This is a genomic window from Bacillus sp. FJAT-52991 (genome assembly GCF_037201805.1).
GTDB lineage: Bacteria > Bacillota > Bacilli > Bacillales > Domibacillaceae > Bacillus_CE > Bacillus_CE kandeliae.
On sequence record NZ_CP147404.1, the window covers coordinates 1780619 to 1799817 of the forward strand.

Sequence of the window (19199 nt, forward strand, 5' to 3'; positions counted from 1 at the left end):
ATAAATTTGTTTTTATTCAACTAACCAACTCCTTTAGTTCATGCTTTTATATAATAATTTTTTCAAAAGCGGGAACAAAATAGCTGGGAGTTCCTCGATTGCCGAGACAAACAAACTATATTTCCCGTACATATTTTGAATCGTTTTTCTTTGAGCTTCTTCCACCTCTTCATTAGCTAGAAACACATTAATGACTTCGATTCCTTGCTTTCTAGCTGATAATACCGCTTCGTGAGTATCCATAATACCGTTTCGATCATAGTCGTGAGCAGCTGGTTCACCGTCGGAAAAGACAAGTAGAAACTTTTGCTTTTCTCCCCTTTGGAGGAGCTTTTCTGTTATGATTCGTATCGCAAAACCGTCCCGATTATCTTCTTCTGGTTGAAGCTGCAAAATTTCCGGACCACTTCTTTTCTGTAAAGAAGCATGATAATTGATGACGGTTTGAAAATGATTCGGTTGATATGTGTCAGTCGCATCATTTGTATCTTCCCAAAAGCCGATAATTTCATGCTGAACTCTGACAGACTTTAATGCCTCATGAAAAAGAACGATGCCTAGCTTCGTTTCTTCCATTTTATCTTGCATCGAAGCAGAGCAATCGACTAGTAAAGTGAACACCGCATCAATTTCAGCAGAAGGCTCCTGTTTTTTATAAAACAAGCGTGGCTGCTCTTCTAAGAAAAAACGCAACAGCTTTTTGTTTAAACGACCCGCTTGCAGATCATTTCGCGGTCGAATTTTTTTGTGCTCTAATGTTTGTTCAATCATATGTGTTAATTTCTTTTGTAATGGGGCAATTTGAGCTTGTTTTTCTTTATAATCTTTTACTTGTTCGTAACGAGGAGGATGAATGACATCAAAAATAGGAATAGCGAACCGGTTTTCTTTTCCGTATTTCGCTTCATGTCCCCCTTTATTGACCTCTTTCTTCAATTGTTCGGCTTCAAGAGTTGTAAAGTCGTTTCTATTCGTTTTCTTCGCAGACCCTTGCACCATCGCCAGTGCTTGATCCCCTTCCTCCCCTTCTCTTGCCCCTTCTCCCATTAATTCCGTTTTAGACCCTTGATCGAGGTCAAATTGTAAAAAGCTTGTGCCTAACTCACTCGTTTCTCGATGCCATGTGCGGAACTCTTCATCCATGACCTCTTCTTCGCCCGTTTTCTTTTCTTCTAATTGATCGTCATTCATTAATGGATCTTTTCTCTTGATGTCTTGAAACATTTCCTCTTCACCATTGGACCAATTAGTTGAATCAGGTAAATGAAAATATTCATTTAACATATCTTTTGACAATAATTCATCCAACACTTCCATGAGCAGATAACAAATTTGGACGGTTTCTTTCGTGGATGTCGTTTCAAAAAAACGAAGCACAGATTGTTGAATAAAAGGCATGGCTCGATCTAATTCGTCATTCATCAAAGGAGGCTCTATTGGTGCCTCAGCATTTAATAATAAGAATAAATAGTTAAATAAAGCGTCTGTATGGAGGCTTTTCACTAGATTTACATTTAATTGTGTTTGGAAGTATTGACGCAAAATACTTCTTCTTACTGCAAACGCCTTCTTTGTGCCTGGTCGCTCTAATTTAATTTTCTCTTCTATTCGTAAATCTTCTGTCAACACAAATAATTGTTTCGCAAAAGACGGGATCGTCGTTTTCATTGCCGCATGAACAAACTTCTTCATCTCATATTCGTCAACATATTGGAAATTACCAATGGCACGCAATAACACATCTGATTGATATCCACTCCATGTGTCATTTGCTGAACGATGATTCCAAAAGTGACTCACATAGATGATGTTTTCCTGTTTATTTACATAAGAATGCGGCCCATATTCTACTTCCATCTCTGGATTTTCCGTTAAAGTTTTCGCTAAATCTGATAGCTGCATAAATAAAAAGGAATCAACAATTTCATCATTAAATTGGATAAATCTCTCCATGAAATCTCCTCATTCAAAAATAGTTTCTGCTATGTTTTTGACGGCTGCTTGCTCCCTTTCATCTTCTAGCTTATCAATAATAGCACGTTGAATCGCTCTTAATGGGGGCATGTAAGTCGCTAAATCACAAGCATCGATTAACGCTCTGACAGAAGCGGCTTCTTCCGAAACTTGTCCATTCCTTACTTGCACGATTAAATCTTGTGATAAAGTAGTAAAACGATCAATCATTGCAGCATCAGTCAGACGACTTTCCGTTAAAAGAATCGCTTTTAATGTATCACCTTTTACATAGGAAACTTCAATGACGATAAAGCGATTTTTCAACGCTTCATTCATTGGAACAGTTCCAACATACCCTTCATTAATCGCTGCAATTACTCCAAACGTAGGTGTGGCTTTAATCACTTCATTGGTAAATGGATTCGTGATCGTCCGGCGGTAATCTAACACACCATTTAAGATGGGTAGTGTTTCTGGCTTTGCCATATTTATTTCATCAATATAAAGCAAGTGGCCTGTTTTCATCGCTTGAACGACAGGTCCAGGAACAAATTCAATATAATTCTTTCCATCTTTCTCGGAGATCGTTTTATAGCCAAGCATCGCTTCCGCATCAAGATCGACTGAGCAGTTAATGCTATGCATAGGCTGCGAAAACATCGACGATAACGTTTCAGCTAACTTTGTCTTTCCAGAGCCAGTAGGACCTTTTAATAGAATGTTTTTTCCCATAGATAAGGCAATGGCCGCATCCAGTACTACTTCTTTATCCTCCGGCTGATATCCTAATTGACCGATCAGATCGCTTGCTGGATCGTTCATAAATTGCTTTGCTCGTTCTTCTATCTGTTGTCGGACAACAGCAGGTAATTCTGTCATTATCACTGAGATCTTTCCTTTCCATTCATTTTCAGACCTGCTTTCTATCATACCTGTCATTTCTCTTTTAGTACAATATGGAACAGAAAAAACTGATTGCAAATAAACAATCAGCCTTCATAATCATATATATATAGCCCTCTTCCTAATTTACGCACGCGTCGATTTTCACGTTCAAGTGCCATCATGAATGTCGTCATATTGGCAATTTTCTTCCCCGTGTTATCTTCAATATGACGCTGCAATTCCACTCCGCGAATAGGAGTATTTTGAGCTTTTAAAATGGAAATAGCCGTGTTTCTCAATTCATCTAGATTTTCACTTCGGCGTCCTCTCTTCCTCTTGTCTGGTAAGCTAGTTATTTGCGCGACAGCCATCATCTCCTGTGGCATCTCCCTATTGGCAGAAGCAACAGCATCTAACTCTTTTAATCGCTGAAAAATCCCCTCACGTTCCCGATTAAATTCACGAATAACTTTAAACTCGGAATCAGCAAGTTGTTCTAGCCTGATTTTCAATGCTGTTCTTTCATCAAACACCTGTACTCCCCCTAAGTAAACATAGAAACTATTTTATATGTATGAAGATATTTGAAGGATTATGATACTATAGTCCTTAAAAACATCCTTCCTTGCCCATAATATTAACAAAAAAATAGTAAAAATACTAGTAAATATTTAAATTTATTAATTTGTGCAACAATTTAAAAAAAGGTTGGATGAAAAGGAATTGCTCCCTTTAAATACAACCTCTTTTCTTCTAATAAGTATGATTAGACGTCTTTAAAATAGTCTTTATAAAAGCCAGAAATGCTTCCCTTATTGTCAACAACAAAATAAAACTCTTCCGTTTCATTCTTAACGTCGTATGTTTGACCAGCAGTTAAACGGTTATTCACCATATATTTTGCCGCATTTGTGTGTACGCACTCTACTTGCTTCACTGTTTCTTTTTTCGTCCATGTAAGATGATTCATAATGTCCTCCTTTGGCAGTTCCACCTATGATTTTTTTCAAAACGAACGGAAGCAGATGGTTAATGTCATAAGCTGTCATGCTTGATAGAGCATTGTTTTCTATCCACATGTCCGCACAGGCTCCATGTAGAAAAATAGCATTAGCAATCGCTGCACGATCATTTTTCAGCCTCAAGATGCTTGCTAAAATCATCCCCGTCAACGCATCACCTGTTCCACCTTTAGCTAATGCTCCATTCCCGCTCGTATTAATTATACCTGTCCCGTCAGGAAAGGCAATCACTGAATATTGTCCTTTTAGCACAACTGTCACTTGCTGTTCGCTAGCAAATTGGGAAGCTGCTTCTAATCGATTCACTTGAATCTCTAAAATTCTGTACTGTATAACCTAGATTTTTGTAGTAATGAAGATGTTGTTTCGCTTCTTTCGTCACTATTTCTTCCATAGGTAACAAGAGGTCTACATCCATTCCAGCCATTTTTAAATACCTCGCTAAAACAATTCCGTCTCCTCCATTATTTCCTTTGCCACAAAGAATCGCTATTTGCTCTCTCCCGCATAATAGTTTAGTCACCGCTCTGAAAAGCCCGTTACCGGCGTTTTCCATTAATTCGAATGCTGACATTCCCCTGCTCATCGCTTCTTCATCTATTAATTTTATTTGATCACTCGTATATACATACATGTAGCCACTCCTCATATTTACATAACATTTTTATAATCAACAAAATACATTTCTATCATCTATTAAGCCCTTTTTCGTATGACGAAGAATACCCCATTTGATAGAAATTATTTCCTCCTCACGACTTTAGACTGATTTCAATCATTATACTTTAAAACACAGTTATAAACGTGTATAATACACAGCAAATAAAGAATATTCTTTATTTTCTACTTACCTTACGCCTAAAGTAACCGAAAACAAGGAGGATGTTTCATGAAAATTATGAGTAATGAAATGCTAGTCGCTGCTTATCGGGATGCCAAGAAAAAAGGCCAAGATCAAGATTGGATTCGCTTATTGCAAATAGAAGTGCAAAAAAGGGGATTAATGATAAATAAATAGTTTAGAAAAAAGGTGTGCCTTGATCGGCACACCTTTACATATAATAGTTAGTGCTAAGAGACGTAAAATGTACTTCTCGTATTAGCCTTCTAATAAAAGATCTTCTGGGTTTTCGATTAATTCTTTTACAGTTTTCAAGAAACCAACTGCTTCTTTTCCATCGATAATTCTGTGGTCATAAGAAAGCGCCACATACATCATCGGACGGTTTTCAATTGTATCTTTATCGATAGCCACTGGACGAGTTTGAATGGTATGCATTCCAAGGATACCAGCTTGGCGACCATTTAAAATTGGAGTAGACATTAATGAACCGAATACCCCACCGTTTGTAATAGTGAATGATCCACCTTGAAGATCGCTTAATGCTAATTTATTGTCACGAGCTTTTAAAGCTAGACCTAAAATATCGCCTTCGATTTCAGCAAAGTTTTTGCGGTCACAGTCACGTACAACTGGTACAACTAGTCCGTCTTCAGTTGATACAGCTACACCGATATCATAGTATTTTTTCAAAACAAATTCATTGCCATCGATTTCTGAGTTCACGTATGGATATTTTTTCAATGCCGCTACACATGCTTTAGTGAAGAAAGACATAAATCCAAGACGAACATCGTGGTCTTCAAAGAACTTGTCTTTTTTACGTTTACGAAGATCCATAATCGCGCTCATATCGATCTCATTAAACGTAGTCAGCATCGCTGCTGTATGTTGAACATCTACCAATGTTTTCGCGATTGTTTGACGACGACGTGTCATGCGAACGCGTTCTACTGGTTTGCCATCATCTTGCTTAGGTGCTGCTGCTTGAGGAGCTTTAGCTGCCTGTTGTGGCGCAGATGGTGCTGGTTGGTTAGAGAATGAAGCTACATCTTGCTTGCGAACGCGACCCATTGGATCCACTGTTGGTACTTCTGTTAAATCAATACCTTTTTCACGAGCAAGCTTACGTGCTGCTGGAGAAGCAATTGGACGTTGCTTTGTCTCTTCTTGAGCAGGTTCAGCTTTCACCGCTTCTTGTTTTACTTCTTCTTGAGGTGTTGCTTCAGCTGCTGGAGCAGGAGTAGATGCAACAGCTGATCCGTTTGCTTCTACTACAGCAATCACTTGACCCACTTCAACTGTGTCACCTTCTGCTGCTTTTAATTCTGTGATAACCCCTGCTTCTTCAGAAATAACTTCAACGTTGACTTTATCCGTTTCTAATTCAACGATGTATTCCCCTTTTTCTACTTTATCTCCTGGTTGTTTCAACCATTGAGCAATTGTACCTTCCGAGATTGATTCTGCCAGCTCTGGAACTCTAATTTCAGCCACTTTCGTGTCCTCCTCTAATGTCTCATCAAATTTAAATGTAGTTTATTATTAGGAGTGAGCAGAATAAATCATTCCACTCACTCTGCTACTTACTTCGTTAATGCTTCATTAAGAATACGCTCTTGTTCTTTTTTGTGAACAATAGCATCCCCTACTGAAGGGCTTGAACGACGGCGGCGACCGACGTAACGGACTGTTGCGCCATCTGGAGCTACATCGCGAAGTCTTGGATCAATATATGTCCAAGAACCCATATTTTGTGGTTCCTCTTGTAGCCATACTAATTCTTTCACATTTGTAAAACGTGATAATAAAGCAGTAATTTCTTCTCTAGGGAATGGATAGATCTCTTCTACTCGAAGCACGTGTAGCCAATCAAGCCCTTCCGTTTTGCTAATTTGTTCAGCTAAATCGATAGAGACTTTTCCGCTACATAGAACGATTCTTTCCACTTTTTCTGGGTTACTTCCTAGTCTTGGTTCTTCAACCACTGGTTTAAATGAACCATTTGTGAATTCAGAAGCTTTTGACGCTGCTAAAGGATGACGAAGCAAGCTCTTAGGCGTCATAATAACTAATGGTCGCACTTCTTCTTTTTGAAGAATAGAAGCTTGACGACGAAGAATATGGAAATATTGAGCAGTAGAAGATAAATTCGCTACTGTCCAGTTGTTTTCCGCTGCACTTTGTAGGAAGCGTTCCATTCTTCCGCTTGAATGCTCTGGACCTTGTCCTTCATAGCCATGTGGTAGTAACATCACAAGACCAGACTTTTGTCCCCATTTTGCACGACCTGAAGAAACAAATTGGTCAAACATTACTTGCGCCATGTTAGCAAAGTCACCAAATTGAGCTTCCCAAAGAACTAAAGTCTCTGGAGAAAAGACGTTATATCCATATTCATATCCGACAACAGCTGTTTCTGTTAGCGGACTGTTAATGACAACAAAGGATGAATCCACACCTTCTAAATGGTGAAGAGGCGTATATTCTTCTCCTGTTTTCTCATCATGTAGAACAAGGTTTCGGTGAGCAAATGTACCGCGCTGAGCATCCTGTCCTGTTAAACGAATTGGCGTGCCTTCTTTTAAAATCGCCGCAAATGCTAATGTTTCAGCATGACCCCAATCGATATTGCCGTCTTTTTCAAACACATTTTCACGACGCTTTAAAATACGCGCTAACTTTTTAAATACATTTAAATCCTCTGGCCAAGTTAATAGTTCATTGTTGAGCTCATTTAAAGCTTCTGTGCTAACAGCTGTATCGCCTGTTGGAAGCTCTTTCTCAACAAATTTTGGCGGATTCATAATGATATCTGGATTTTCATCTTTTTTCGGAACAGTTTCAAATAAGTCTTTTAATTTGTTCTCGTTATCAATATTTAATTGATCAGCTTGTTCCTTCGTTAAGACACCGCGGTCAATTAATTTATTTGCATAAATTTCGCGAGCCGTTGGATGCTGGTGAATCATTTGATACATCGTTGGGTTCGTTGTCATCGGCTCGTCCATTTCGTTATGACCGAAGCGACGGTAACCAATTAAATCAATAACGAAATCTTTTCCAAAACGATTACGGTAATCTACTGCCATAAGAGCCGCAGCTAAGCAAGCTTCTGGATCGTCTGCATTGACGTGTACAATTGGCACTTCAAATCCTTTCGCTAAGTCAGAAGCGTAGCGAGTAGATCTTGAATCGTAGCTTTCCGTTGTGAAACCGATCATGTTATTAGCGATGAGATGAATGGAACCGCCTGTTTGGTAACCAGGAATTCTGCTCATATTAAACGTTTCGCTGACAATCCCTTGTCCTGGGAATGCCGCATCCCCGTGAATAAGTACAGCAAGTGCTAATTCTGTGTTTTGTTCAGGTACACCGTTTTTTGCACGCTCTTCTTGAGCTGCACGAGTATATCCCGTAACAACTGGGCTGACTACTTCTAAGTGAGAAGGGTTATTAGCCAATGTCACACGTGTAACAGTAGCATCTTCTTTATAATTGTGGTCTGCACCTAAGTGATATTTAACGTCACCAGTCCAACCATATGTAGTCATTTTTGTTGAGCCTTCAGGAAGAAGGTTTTTGCTTGGTGCATGCTGGAATTCAGCAAAGATCATTTCGTAAGGTTTGCCTAAAATATGTGCAAGTACATTTAGGCGTCCACGGTGAGCCATTCCGATGTTAATCGTTTTTGTTCCGTTCGCAGCGGAAGTGCGCACTACTGCATCAAGAAGAGGGACCATCGCATCTAAACCTTCAATAGAGAAGCGCTTTTGTCCTACGAAAGTTTTATGAATAAATTTCTCGAAACCTTCAACTTCTGTTAAACGTTTCAACAATTGAACTTTTTGATCATTAGAGAACTTTGGATAATATCCCGTTGATTCAATTTGCTTTCTCAACCATTGCTTCTCTTCTAAATCGTGAACTTGGGCTAATTCAAAAGCAAGTTTATCTGTATAGACTTTTTTCAAATGTTGGATTGCTTCCAATCCATTTGTAACATGAGCAGGCGCATCGGGACATAAGTATTTAACAGGAACCTTTCTTAATTCTGCTTCCGTTAAATCATATGTGCTTAATTCAATTCGCCGCGTGTCTTTATTACGGTCATTTAAAGGATTAATATCTGCCGCTAAGTGCCCATAAATACGAATGCTATCCGCTAATTTGATTGCGTTAAATAGCGTGTTTAAATCTCCTTGTGATGCAGGTACAGCTGTTTGACCACCTTCCGCTACTTGCTCATTAGCTACAGGTGCTCCCCATTCATCAAACATTTGTTTTAGCTCTGGATCCACTGATGTTGGATCCTCTAAATACTGTTCATATACTTCCATCACATATCCAAGGTTTGGTCCAAAGAATTTACTCCATGGATTCCCTTGGGCTGTCTGCATTTCCATTCTAAAAAACCTCCAACCATTTCGCCCATTAATTTTTACATTGAATAATTTTTTGTTCAGTTATTTCCTAAGAATGAAGTCGCAGTAGAAAATAACATAAAGAAGTGAAAATAAAACCGCTTACAAGGACATCTTACCACTGAACACTAATAAGATAAAGTATTAACGCTTAATCTAGCAATTTTTTGCGACATTTTTAAACAGGCAAAAAAATAGTACCAGCTATATGTTTTCGCTGAGGAAAACATTATATCAATATACTTTTTATTCCTGTTGTTTTTTTGCTATTTCCCCGTATTTAAAACGCGGCATCTTTTTTTCATGTACCATCTTACTACTGTTACTTAGAAATTCCAATCCTTTTTTATAAAAATCTTAAATTAAATCGACGAGTTTTCATTTAACTTGATTTTACCTGCTTTAAGGGCGTTTTTTTCTGCTTTGTACTCCTCCTTCATTGTGGCTCATTTTCTTATTTTCTAAACCTCTCAACGTAAAGGAAGAAGACGCTTTATCGAAATGTTTTCTTAACATTTGTTCGAACGTATCTTAAAGCTATGGACAAGCAGTCAATAAATCAAAAGAACTGGCCTAAAATAAAGAGCCAGTCCCTTCATATTTTTAAATAAACAAATTAACATTTGAATCTTCGGCTTGGCCGAGATAAGAAGCAACCCCGCCAATTTGAACACCGTCGATTAATTCATGTTCCCGGATGCCCATTACATCCATGCTCATAGCACAAGCTGTAATTTCCACACCAAGATCCATCGCAGTCACCATCAATTTTTCAAGGCTATCAACGTTTTTCTGCTCCATCACTGTGCGAATCATTTTCGCCCCCATTCCTCCCATATTCATATTTGAAATCGGAAGCTTCTTCGGTCCGCGCGGCATCATTTTACTGAACATTTTTTCAATGAAGTCTTTCCCTTCTTGAGATACTGCTTCTTCCCTGCGTAAAATATTTAAGCCCCAAAAAGTAAAGAACATGGTCACTTTCTTACCCATTGCCGCCGCCCCTGTTGCAATGATGAAGGAAGCAATGGCTTTATCGAGATCCTGATCAAATACAACGAGTGTGGCTCCTTTAGGACTGTTTGCAGATACTTGAGTATTGACACCAGCGCCCCCTCTACGAACATATACAACGGTTATTCCATCGATCGTTTCATCTTTAAGGAAGGTGTTTCCTGTTTTACTGCACCAGGCTTTCACATCCGAAATAAAACCTGGATCTGTGACTTTCACTTCTAGCACTTCACCATCATTCATTTGATTCATCGTTTGAAACACTTGACTAATCGGTCCTGGACATTGAAGGCCTAGACAGTTTAATTGTACATCTGCTTTGACATCACCTGTGATTGCTTCCATTGCTTGTGCCATCGTTTGTTGTTCACCTTCCACTTTTGTTTGAATTGGTGTTTTACGTGCTTCTTGATCACGTAAAACACTCGCATACATTTTATAGCCACCACTTACGTTATACACATCAAATCCATGTTCTTTTAATAAATTGGATGCTAAATAGCCTCTTTGTCCGACTTGACAGGAAACATACACAGGTTGATCTTTAGGAATTTCCTTTAACCTCATTTTCAACTCGCCAAGCGGAATATTCTTACTTCCTTTTATATAACCCATTTCACGTTCTAATGGCTCACGAACGTCTATGACTGTGCCCCCTTTTGCAATAACTTCATCTATTTGTAAGACATGAGCGGCTTTTAGTTCTCCATTTACGATATTGCCTGCCACATAGCCCAGCATATTAATCGGATCTTTAGGAGTAGAGAACGCTGGAGAAGAAATCAACTCAAGGTCTTGTAAATCAAATACACTCATTTTTGCCTTAATTCCAGTCGCAATGACGTCTATTCTTTTCTCCACACCTGTTAATCCAATCGCTTGGGCCCCATAAATCTCACCTGTTTCTGGGTGAAACGTCATTTTCAATGTGATAGAACTTCCACCAATGTAATATCCCGCTTGCGAAGCTGGATGAATATGAACGGCCTCATATGGTACGTTCAGTGATTTTAACGTCTTTTCGTTACTACCTGTCGCAGCTACTGTTAAATCAAACAGCTTCGTTGCTGTCGTGCCAATAGAGCCGCTATATTGTACGTTCTTTCCGTAAATATGGTCCGCTACTACTCTACCTTGACGGTTTGTGAAAGAAGCAGATGGTGCCTCACCAGACCATTCGACAACATTACCGATCGCATAGATTGCTGGATCATTCGTTTGTAAGTTCGCATTAACGAGAGCGCCGCCTTTTTTTCCAATGGCTAGTCCGGCTTCTTTGGCTAATTCACTTTCAGGAGTTAGGCCCATTGCCAATATCGTTATATCACTATTTAAAACGGTTCCATTTTGCAAAATTAATTGTTGTTCTGCATGATCCATGCTGATAACCTGCTGACCTAAGATGACATTCATATCTTGATCGCGTAATTTTTGATGCACAAGAGCGGCCATTTCTTCATCCAGAGCTGGGGCTAACTGTGAACCGGCCTCAATGATGGTTACTTGCATCCCTCGTTTTTGTAAGTTCTCAGCAATTTCAATGGCAGTAAAGCCTCCGCCTATAACAACTGCCTGCTTGGCTTCTTTCTTCTTCAGCCAGCTCTTGATCTCATCCGCATCGGGAATCGTTTGAAGAGTAAACACATTATCAGCTTTGTCTAAGCCTCGAATGGCAGGAACAATCGGCGAAGCACCTGTTGCTAAAATAAGAATGTCATATGTTTCTTCATACTGTTCACTTGTTTTAGCATGTTTGACCGTAATCGTTTGATCTTTACGATTAATGTACGTCACTTCAGCTTCGATGCGAATATCTAAATTGTATCTTTCTGTGAGCCCTTCTACTGTTTGGATCAGCAATGAATCACGTTGAGGAACCATTTCACCAATATAGTAAGGCAACCCACAACTCGCATAGGAAATGTATTCTCCTTTTTCGAACAAAATAATTTGTGCCTTCGGATCTAATCGACGTAAACGAGCGGCCGCTGTTGCGCCTGCAGCTGCTCCACCAATAATGACAATTTTCTTCATTTATTCCCTCTCCTTTTATACCATATGGGGTATTTTTAATAATAAAATAATGCCGCTGATTATTTTCTATTGGTATCTTAATCACTTTTTTTGATTTTGTCAAATACCCCTGTATGTATTTTCATAAAATGAACCTTTTTTTGCTGGAAAGATATTGTTGGTATAATAGAGAAATAAATTTACATATTGCGAAAACGAGGAGAAACGGTGAAAAGAGCGTTTATTTATCAAGATGAAAAATCTCATAAGTCATAGATAAAATGATGGAAGATCTTTCATCATTTTCAAATTAGACATTTAATCTTTTAAATAAAAATGATGCTTTGGAGGGTAACTTCTTATATTTATCTACCCTCCAAATTCCATTTTAGATGATATCATTCATGTACATGTAAAATGGGTTCAGGCAATAGTTTGGCAATCTCTTCTTGTTTTCCTTCATGAAATAGTTGAACGATTTGACTGCCGACAATTACCCCGTCGCAAGATGTCCCTAGTTCTTGTGCTTGCTCTTTTGAGGAAACACCAAATCCAGCAAGAACAGGTACTTTCGCTTCTGCTTTTATTCGCTGCAAAAATTGATGCACCTCTTCTTGAAAGTTAGATCTCACTCCTGTAATTCCTTTAACAGTCACAGCATAAATAAATCCTTCTGCCTCTGCTAGAAGACTCTTTACTCGTTCCATTGGGCTTGTTAAAGTAACTAAACGAATGAGTGCGAGATCCTGGTGGTCCAATAAGGGTTTCACTTCTTCCTCTTCTTCAAGCGGCAAATCTGGAATAATCACCCCTGATGCCCCCGCTGATGCCGCATCAACAGCAAATTGTTCGATTCCATATCGGTACACAGGATTGAAATACGTCATTAACACAAAAGGAATCTGGATTTCGTTTTTTATTTTTTGTAATTCATCTAATATGTTCTTCAAAGTGACCTGTTGCTGTAAAGCACGCTTTCCAGCTTCTTGAATGACGGGACCATCCGCTACTGGGTCTGAAAATGGAATCCCTACTTCAATAAGAGTTACACCGATCTGCTGCAAATAAAGCATTTGGTCCTTCAATTTATTTAGGCCGCCATCTCCCGCCATAATATAAGCAACAAAGGCTTTTTTATTTTGATCATGAAGTGATTGAAAAGCGAATTTCATTTTTTCTTTACTCATTGCCGTGTCCTCCTAATCTCTCTTGAATAGCTGCCACATCTTTATCTCCACGTCCTGACAAACAAATGACGACTGTCTCTTCTTTGGCCATTGAAGCAGCCTGCTTTACTGCATAGGCAATGGCATGAGAGCTTTCAAGTGCTGGAATAATGCCTTCGGTTTGCGTCAGTAGTTTAAACCCATCTAACGCTTCTTCATCTGTCACTGCTTTATAGTTCACTCGGCCCATTTCCTTTAACAAACTATGCTCAGGGCCTACTCCTGGATAATCTAATCCGGCAGAAATCGAATGCGCTTCTTGAATTTGACCAGCTTCATCCTGTAACAAATACATCTTGCTTCCATGAAGAACACCGACCGAACCTTTCGTTAATGAAGCGGCATGTTGTTCCGTTTCTATTCCCTTCCCAGCAGCTTCTACACCATATAATTGAACGTGTTTATCCTCAATAAATGGATAAAACATTCCCATCGCATTGCTTCCTCCTCCGATGCATGCCACTACTGCATCAGGAAGCCTTCCTTCTTTCTCAAGTATTTGTGCTTTCGTTTCTTTTCCAATGACACTTTGAAAGTCACGCACCATTTGCGGAAATGGATGTGGACCGAGGACAGATCCCATAATATAATGAGTATCCTCTACATGAGCAACCCAATAGCGTAAAGCCTCGTTCACAGCATCCTTCAATGTTCCGCTCCCTTGACTAACGCCAATCACTTTCGCTCCTAATAACTCCATGCGGAACACATTTAATTGTTGACGTTTAATATCTTCTTCTCCCATAAAAATAACACATTCAAGGTTCAGCAAGGCGCAGATGGTCGCTGTGGCCACTCCATGTTGACCAGCTCCTGTTTCAGCTACGACTTTCCTTTTACCCATTCGAACAGCGAGAAGACCTTGGCCAATCGTATTATTAATTTTGTGAGCGCCTGTATGATTTAAATCTTCTCGCTTTAAATAAATCTTGGCTCCACCCATTTTCTTCGTTAAATTTCGCGCAAAATATAATGGATTTTCTCGACCGACATAATCTTTTAAGTATCCATTTAATTCTTCGATGAACGCTGGGTCTTTTCTCGCTTTTTCGTAAGCTTCCTCTAATTCAATCACTGCTTGCATTAATGTTTCTGGTACATATCTACCTCCAAACTTTCCAAAATGCCCTTTTGAATCCGGTTGTGTATATACAGTCATCGTCAATAAACTCCTTTCGCTTGATCCATAAATGCTTTCATTTTTTTTAAATCTTTTACACCGTTTGTTTCCACTCCACTTGAGACATCGACAGCTGCTGGTTGAACCGTTGTCATCGCTTCTTTCACATTATCAGGGTGAAGACCGCCTGCTAATATTAGCCTGGTTCGATCGAATGTTTCACCGGCAAGCATGGACCAATCAAATGACGTTCCATTTCCTCCTCGGTACAGACCTTTCGCGCTATCTAGCAGGATCAAATCAGCTGGGTAAGCAAGTGCCTCTTTTATCGAAAGCTTTGCCGGGTAACTAAAAGCTTTAATAACTGGAAGTGTTAATTTTCTCGCATATTCTGGTGGCTCATCTCCATGAAGCTGAATCATATCAAGAGAGGCAATTGCAGCGATTTCTTCTACTCGTTTCAAGTTCTCATTCACAAATACCCCGACTTTTAACGGTCCTTTTGATAGGCAGTCAGACAGGGTTGCTGCTTGTTCAGCCGAGACTTGCCGCTTACTTTCGGCAAAGACAAACCCGATATAATCCGTCCCTATTTGTTGAACGTGTAATGCGGTGTCTATGTCTTGTATCCCGCAAATTTTCACCTTCACCTTACTCACCTCACAGCCTAATTTTTAATTCTTCGATGGTACGAGGAATGTCACTGCTCTTCATCAATGTTTCACCGACTAAAATCGCTCTAGCCCCTGCACTTCGAACACGCTTGACATCTTCCTTCGTTTGGATGCCGCTTTCTGATACAAAAACAATATCTGGCTGATCATACACTTGTAGTAATCGTTCAGTTGTCGCTAAATCGACTTGAAACGTATTTAAATCACGATTATTAATGCCAATGATCGTTGCATTAATCGCTAGTGCCCGTTCCATTTCTTCCTCATTATGCACCTCTAACAGGACATCAAGCTCCCGTTCCTTCGCATACTCATACAGTTCCTGAAGCTGCTGTTGATGAAGGGCGGCAGCAATGAGTAAGATGACATTCGCCCCTGCTTGTTCCGCTCGATCAATTTGAATCGGGTCGATGATAAAATCTTTACAAAGAATCGGTACATCCACCTTTGTGCGAACATCTTTAAGATCGGCCATCGTTCCTTTAAAAAATGATTCATCGGTTAAAACAGAAATCGCATCAGCTCCGCTATTTTCATATATTTGTGCCTGGTGCTGCGGATCGACTGTCAGATTAATTGCTCCTTTAGAAGGAGAAGCCCGTTTGATTTCAGCAATCAGATTCATTGTTTTAGATTGCATACAGGATTCATATAGAGATTTCCTTATTCTATTTGGAAGCTGCACTTCTTTTTGAACATTCCCTTTCAATTGTTCAACTTCTTCTTTCTTTTTTGCCAATATTCTGTCTAATATAGTGATTGTCATCCTGTAATCCCCACTTTCTGTTGGCGTTTCGAATGGTCAATTAAAAAGTGTAACTTAGATAAAGCTGCCCCTGAATCGATGCTTTCCTTCGCTAGCTGAATTCCCTTTTGAATAGTTGGCACCTTTCCGTTCGCAAACAATCCGATACCTGCATTTAATAATACGGTGTCGCGTGGAGCTCCCTTTTCCCCTTCAAGCACCCTTTTTAAAATGTCCGCATTTTCTTTTGCTTCGCCGCCACGAATCGCTTCTAGGCTATACGTTGGCAATCCCACATCTTCTGGGGTAATAATCATTTTCTTCGTTTTTCCTTCTTCTAGAAGCATCAAATGGTTTTCTCCAGCAAGCGAGGCTTCATCCATAAATCCAGCGCCGTTAATGACAACCGCTCTTTTCCGTCCTAGTCGATCGAGAACGTTCGCCATCATATCGAGCATATCTCGGCGATAAATGCCAAGTAATTGTGTATCGAGCTCGACTGGATTCGTTAAAGGTCCAATCAAATTGAAGATCGTTGGGATTTTCAAATCTCTCCGTACCTTCATCACTCGTTTTAGTTTTGGATGAACATGAGAAGCGAACAAAAATGCAATCCCATTTTCCTCTAGTAAGTAGTCTGTCTCCCCTTCCAAATAATCGAGAGAAATCCCTAAATGCTCCAATACATCGGCACTCCCTGTTTTACTAGAGACACTGCGATTTCCATGCTTCGCTACTTTCACTCCTGCACCTGCAAGAACGAATGCGGACGTTGTGCTAATATTAAAGCTTTGCGATCCATCGCCTCCCGTTCCACAGTTATCCATCACACTCGTGAATCTTTTGCTCGTTCCGAGAGAGTTTCTTCTAAGCACATTCACTAAAGAAGCAATTTCATTCACCGTTTCTCCCTTTGATTTTAACGCGATCAGAAAAGCAGCAACCTCCCCTTCTGTTGCATCTTCTTGTAAAATCTCTTCGATCGCATCCATCATTTCCTCTTCCTCAAGCGCTTGCTGGTCCGCCAATTTGAGCAAATATTGTTTCATATTTTTCTCCTTTCTATACTGTCTGAAAAATTGTTGAACAAGCTCTGTGCCTGCTTTTGTCCCGATTGATTCTGGATGGAATTGCAGGCCATACACCGGATATTCCTTATGACGAATCGCCATAATTTCTTCATCATCGGTCGAAACGGCGAGAACTTCTAATTTTTGAGGCAAGGTTACTTTCTCAACCGACAAGGAGTGATAGCGCATCACCGATATGGGGCCATTGAATATGGAAAAAAGATCTTTCCCTACATGTTTAATTAATGAAACTTTCCCATGTTTAATCGTTTTTGCTTGAACGATATCGGCTCCAAAAGCGGCAGCGATTGCTTGATGTCCAAGACAAATGCCTAAGATCGGAATGCGATGATAGAAGCTGCGAACAACTTCCATGCAAATCCCCGCTTCTGTAGGTTTACCTGGACCTGGCGATAGCACAATTGCTTCTGGTTCCATATTTTCAATCTCCTCAAGCGTGCATTCATCATTGCGAATCACTCGCACATTTTTGCCTAAAGAAGCAATTTGTTGATATAAGTTATACGTAAAAGAGTCATAGTTATCGATCAGTAAAATCATGATTTAACCTCCAATAATGCTTTCGCTTTATGCATCGTTTCTTCATATTCTGCTTCTGGAATGGAATCATACACAATCCCTGCTCCCGCTTGGACATAAGCCTTATTATCTTTGACAATCATTGTACGGATCGCGAGGGCAAAATCTAAATCGCCATTGGATGAAATATAGCCTACTGCTCCGGCATACAGTCCGCGTTTGACGCTTTCTAGCTCATTAATGATTTGCATGGCGCGAATTTTTGGAGCACCCGATACAGTACCAGCTGGTAAACAGGAGGATAAAGCTTCTACTGGGTGAATCTCCTCTTGAAGCGTGCCACTTACTTCTGAAACGATATGCATCACATGTTTGTATTTTTCAATCTTCTGATATTTCGTTAAATGAACACTTCCAATTTCGCATACTTTCCCAAGATCATTTCTGCTTAAGTCCACTAGCATGCGATGTTCAGCTATTTCCTTTTCATCATTGAGCAACTCTGTTTCAAGCAATTGATCTTCCCTCTCCGTCTTGCCTCTTCGCCTTGTTCCAGCTATTGGATTTGTGACCACTTGTCGATCTCTGACACTAATTAAACTTTCTGGAGAAGCACCGAGCACTGTATAGTCTTTAAAATCAATGAAAAACATATAAGGAGATGGATTCGACGTTCTTAGCTTGCGATACAAGGAAAAAGGATTGCCGTTAAATTCCGACGAGAGCCGTTGTGACAACACCACTTGAAAAATATCGCCGCGAATAATATGATCTTTCGCTTGCTTCACCATCTGGCAAAATTGCTGTTTCGTTACATGCCCTTGGAACTGTAGTGATTCGATGGCTTCCATGGAAGGAGGAGTTGCTTGTGTACTGAGCATTTGTTCATAATGGAAAATTGCTTCTTCTAGTTCTTCTTCACTGTAATCATCGAAAAAATCCACAGCTGCAATCGTCACTTTTTGCAGTAAATGGTCGTACACCACAAAGGTCGAATAAAACATAAAATGTACATCTGGCATCCCTAATTCATCTTCTAACGTTTCACCGATCACTTCATCGAGAAACATCACATCGTAACCGATATAACCAACCGCTCCGCCGAAAAAAGGGAAAGGTTGTGCTTCTATTTGCACATGTAACATCTCTTTTAACTGTTTTAAACTATGTCCTTGTAACTGTTCGACCTTTTCAGTTCGATGATCTATCACTTGAATCGTTGTACCTGTTGCTCGATACTCTTTTGCCGGGTTCATCCCTAGAAAAGAATAACGCCCGCTTTGTTCATGTTTATATGAGCTTTCTAATAAAAACTTTTTCTCTCCTTTCAGCTGGTGATATAGCGTAATAGGGGTCAGCATATCTCCTTCAAGCTCTTTCAATTTATACTTCATCGTCTCTCACCTCATTAATTGTTAAAATAAAAAAAGTCCTCCATAGTTATGAAAGTTTCATAACTATGGAGGACGGTTATCCCGCGGTGCCACCTCGCCTTGGAGCCATATTGCTCCCTCTTTTACATCCCTTTTAACGGTGGAAACCGGGTAGCCATTTCCTTCTACCACTCACAAGTCCATTCAGTCAGCTTTCGCGTACCGGCTCTCACCTGTTCCGGCTCTCTGTCACGCATCCATCCAACTTACTCTTCTTGATCATCGAGTTATCATCA

General features: G+C 39.8%; 16 protein-coding genes and 1 other annotated feature. Of the genes, 1 reads left to right on the forward strand and 15 read right to left on the reverse strand.

Annotation, left to right across the window (positions count from 1 at the left end; all coding sequences use genetic code 11):
- Positions 1-33 precede the first annotated feature (33 nt).
- From WDJ61_RS09055 to WDJ61_RS09080, 6 genes are all read right to left on the reverse strand, one after another.
- Positions 34-1953, reverse strand: a complete 1920-nt coding sequence (locus WDJ61_RS09055; RefSeq protein WP_338754585.1) for a vWA domain-containing protein — start codon at positions 1951-1953, stop codon at positions 34-36.
- A gap of 9 nt (positions 1954-1962) precedes the next feature.
- Positions 1963-2835 (reverse strand): AAA family ATPase, encoded by an 873-nt coding sequence (locus WDJ61_RS09060; protein ID WP_413789091.1) that lies wholly within the window; start codon positions 2833-2835, stop codon positions 1963-1965.
- Positions 2836-2945: 110 nt separating this feature from the next.
- Positions 2946-3374 (reverse strand): competence protein ComK, encoded by a 429-nt coding sequence (locus WDJ61_RS09065; RefSeq protein ID WP_338754586.1) that lies wholly within the window; start codon positions 3372-3374, stop codon positions 2946-2948.
- 233 nt (positions 3375-3607) lie between these two features.
- Positions 3608-3811, reverse strand: coding sequence for a DUF6501 family protein (locus WDJ61_RS09070; RefSeq protein WP_338754588.1), 204 nt, complete (start codon positions 3809-3811; stop codon positions 3608-3610).
- A complete protein-coding gene (locus tag WDJ61_RS09075) occupies positions 3726-4169 on the reverse strand; it encodes an NAD(P)H-hydrate dehydratase (RefSeq protein WP_338754590.1) in 444 nt (147 codons plus the stop codon). The genes WDJ61_RS09070 and WDJ61_RS09075 overlap by 86 nt, the downstream gene beginning before the upstream one ends.
- Positions 4135-4497 carry an NAD(P)H-hydrate epimerase gene (locus WDJ61_RS09080; protein WP_338754591.1) on the reverse strand — a complete coding sequence of 121 codons (363 nt, stop codon included), beginning with the start codon at positions 4495-4497 and terminating at the stop codon, positions 4135-4137. The genes WDJ61_RS09075 and WDJ61_RS09080 overlap by 35 nt, the downstream gene beginning before the upstream one ends.
- A 255-nt stretch (positions 4498-4752) precedes the next feature.
- Between WDJ61_RS09080 and sda the strand changes: the two genes are divergently transcribed.
- The gene (sda, locus tag WDJ61_RS09085) at positions 4753-4881 is read left to right on the forward strand and encodes a sporulation histidine kinase inhibitor Sda (protein ID WP_338754592.1); all 129 of its coding nucleotides are present in this window, start codon (positions 4753-4755) and stop codon (positions 4879-4881) included.
- A gap of 81 nt (positions 4882-4962) precedes the next feature.
- On the opposite strand, the gene odhB is transcribed toward sda, so the two are convergent.
- The 9 genes from odhB to trpE all read right to left on the reverse strand — a co-directional run bounded on the left by odhB (position 4963) and on the right by trpE (position 18924).
- A complete protein-coding gene (gene odhB, locus WDJ61_RS09090) occupies positions 4963-6201 on the reverse strand; it encodes a 2-oxoglutarate dehydrogenase complex dihydrolipoyllysine-residue succinyltransferase (protein WP_338754593.1) in 1239 nt (412 codons plus the stop codon).
- An 89-nt stretch (positions 6202-6290) separates the two neighbouring features.
- On the reverse strand, positions 6291-9110 hold the full coding sequence (locus WDJ61_RS09095; protein WP_338754594.1) for a 2-oxoglutarate dehydrogenase E1 component: 2820 nt from the start codon (positions 9108-9110) through the stop codon (positions 6291-6293).
- Between the two features lie 621 nt (positions 9111-9731).
- On the reverse strand, positions 9732-12176 hold the full coding sequence (locus WDJ61_RS09100; protein WP_338754595.1) for an FAD-dependent oxidoreductase: 2445 nt from the start codon (positions 12174-12176) through the stop codon (positions 9732-9734).
- 377 nt (positions 12177-12553) lie between these two features.
- A complete protein-coding gene (gene trpA / locus WDJ61_RS09105; RefSeq protein ID WP_338754596.1) occupies positions 12554-13342 on the reverse strand; it encodes a tryptophan synthase subunit alpha in 789 nt (262 codons plus the stop codon).
- Positions 13335-14540, reverse strand: a complete 1206-nt coding sequence (trpB, locus tag WDJ61_RS09110) for a tryptophan synthase subunit beta (protein ID WP_338754597.1) — start codon at positions 14538-14540, stop codon at positions 13335-13337. Before trpB ends, trpA begins: the two co-directional genes overlap by 8 nt.
- 2 nt (positions 14541-14542) lie before the next feature.
- The gene (locus WDJ61_RS09115; RefSeq protein ID WP_338754599.1) at positions 14543-15151 is read right to left on the reverse strand and encodes a phosphoribosylanthranilate isomerase; all 609 of its coding nucleotides are present in this window, start codon (positions 15149-15151) and stop codon (positions 14543-14545) included.
- Between the two features lie 10 nt (positions 15152-15161).
- Positions 15162-15941 (reverse strand): indole-3-glycerol phosphate synthase TrpC, encoded by a 780-nt coding sequence (gene trpC / locus WDJ61_RS09120; RefSeq protein ID WP_338754600.1) that lies wholly within the window; start codon positions 15939-15941, stop codon positions 15162-15164.
- Positions 15938-17551 carry an anthranilate phosphoribosyltransferase gene (trpD, locus tag WDJ61_RS19035; RefSeq protein WP_413789073.1) on the reverse strand — a complete coding sequence of 538 codons (1614 nt, stop codon included), beginning with the start codon at positions 17549-17551 and terminating at the stop codon, positions 15938-15940. The genes trpC and trpD overlap by 4 nt, the downstream gene beginning before the upstream one ends.
- Complete coding sequence (trpE, locus tag WDJ61_RS09135) at positions 17548-18924, reverse strand: anthranilate synthase component I (protein ID WP_338754601.1); 1377 nt, start codon at positions 18922-18924, stop codon at positions 17548-17550. Before trpE ends, trpD begins: the two co-directional genes overlap by 4 nt.
- Positions 18925-18989: 65 nt before the next feature.
- Positions 18990-19195 (reverse strand) — a binding site (T-box leader).
- Positions 19196-19199: the final 4 nt, after the last annotated feature.

Coding starts and splice junctions, on each gene's coding strand:
- WDJ61_RS09095 (WP_338754594.1), bottom strand. CDS start 9,110: ATGGAAATGCAGACAGCCCAAGGGAATCCATGGAGTAAATTCTTTGGA.
- trpC (WP_338754600.1), bottom strand. CDS start 15,941: ATGACAATCACTATATTAGACAGAATATTGGCAAAAAAGAAAGAAGAA.
- trpA (WP_338754596.1), bottom strand. CDS start 13,342: ATGAGTAAAGAAAAAATGAAATTCGCTTTTCAATCACTTCATGATCAA.
- sda (WP_338754592.1), top strand. CDS start 4,753: ATGAAAATTATGAGTAATGAAATGCTAGTCGCTGCTTATCGGGATGCC.
- WDJ61_RS09070 (WP_338754588.1), bottom strand. CDS start 3,811: ATGAATCATCTTACATGGACGAAAAAAGAAACAGTGAAGCAAGTAGAG.
- WDJ61_RS09080 (WP_338754591.1), bottom strand. CDS start 4,497: ATGTATGTATATACGAGTGATCAAATAAAATTAATAGATGAAGAAGCG.
- WDJ61_RS09055 (WP_338754585.1), bottom strand. CDS start 1,953: ATGGAGAGATTTATCCAATTTAATGATGAAATTGTTGATTCCTTTTTA.
- trpE (WP_338754601.1), bottom strand. CDS start 18,924: ATGAAGTATAAATTGAAAGAGCTTGAAGGAGATATGCTGACCCCTATT.
- WDJ61_RS09100 (WP_338754595.1), bottom strand. CDS start 12,176: ATGAAGAAAATTGTCATTATTGGTGGAGCAGCTGCAGGCGCAACAGCG.
- WDJ61_RS09060 (WP_413789091.1), bottom strand. CDS start 2,835: ATGACAGAATTACCTGCTGTTGTCCGACAACAGATAGAAGAACGAGCA.
- trpD (WP_413789073.1), bottom strand. CDS start 17,551: ATGATTTTACTGATCGATAACTATGACTCTTTTACGTATAACTTATAT.
- trpB (WP_338754597.1), bottom strand. CDS start 14,540: ATGACTGTATATACACAACCGGATTCAAAAGGGCATTTTGGAAAGTTT.